This window comes from Psychrobacter sp. AOP31-B2-9 (assembly GCF_052378005.1).
GTDB lineage: Bacteria > Pseudomonadota > Gammaproteobacteria > Pseudomonadales > Moraxellaceae > Psychrobacter.
Window position 1 is genome coordinate 1 of sequence record NZ_JBQSXG010000363.1, and the last position, 327, is coordinate 327.

The window sequence follows — 327 nt, forward strand, 5'->3', positions numbered from 1 at the left end:
CGTTTGCAGTCCTTGCATTGGTAGTTCTGCTTGCCATAGCTTTTTATGCCGTGTATCGAAAAACTGGGACTGTGACAGTCGGGGCAGCTGATATCTATTTGTGTCTTCATAACCTCAAATATATCATCTTGCTTTGGCTGTCACCCTCCTTTATTTCTTCAGCATACTTTCTGACACACCACCTAATTATAAAAGATGCTAAAAACTATATCAAAATATAGCATAGGTTTTATCAATGTTAGGCCGTATAATAGCAAGGCTTGGATAAAAATACATGCAGTTGCTGCTATGATTTCAGAATTATCTACGTTATGATTTGTGTATTTT

At 36.7% G+C, this 327-nt stretch carries 1 protein-coding gene; it reads right to left on the bottom strand.

Annotated elements, in window-relative coordinates:
- Nucleotides 1-110, bottom strand: a 110-nt coding sequence (locus tag ACT3SX_RS15645; RefSeq protein WP_444761886.1) for a transposase-like zinc-binding domain-containing protein, incomplete at its 3' end; no start/stop codon positions are given.
- Between the last annotated feature and the right edge of the window lie 217 nt (nt 111-327).